Here is a 307-nt window from a genome sequence, read left to right as displayed (position 1 = left end):
AAGTGAATACGCAATGGGACGTGACTTCTGGGTCATGCTTGGCGTGTCACTGTTGTTAGCAGCAATGTGTTTAGGTAAATCACGCAGCATCAACCGCCTCGAAGGGGCGATTCTGTTTACGTGTTTCTTGGGTTACCAAGTGTACCTATTTGCCAACATGGCCGCTTAATACCATTAATAAGTAGAGACAAATTGGAGCCCTGATATGTCCAATCCATTTGATTTTCGCGCTGCAGCTAAACAAGTTCTTGATATCGAAGTCGCGGCTCTGCAAGAGCTAGACAAATACTTTGATGAGCAGTTTGAA

The 307-nt window shown here is 44.6% G+C and carries 2 pseudogenes; both read left to right on the top strand.

Annotated elements, in window-relative coordinates:
- Positions 1-169 (top strand): annotated as a pseudogene (locus R8N47_RS23770) (calcium/sodium antiporter); the annotation flags it as partial.
- A 36-nt stretch (positions 170-205) separates the two neighbouring features.
- Positions 206-307, top strand: a pseudogene (locus R8N47_RS23765) (D-arabinose 5-phosphate isomerase); the annotation flags it as partial.

It is taken from the genome of Vibrio sp. 2132-1 (assembly GCF_033344315.1).
Note: the sequence above shows the minus strand (reverse complement) of the source record. Positions and strands in the feature narration are given on the sequence as shown.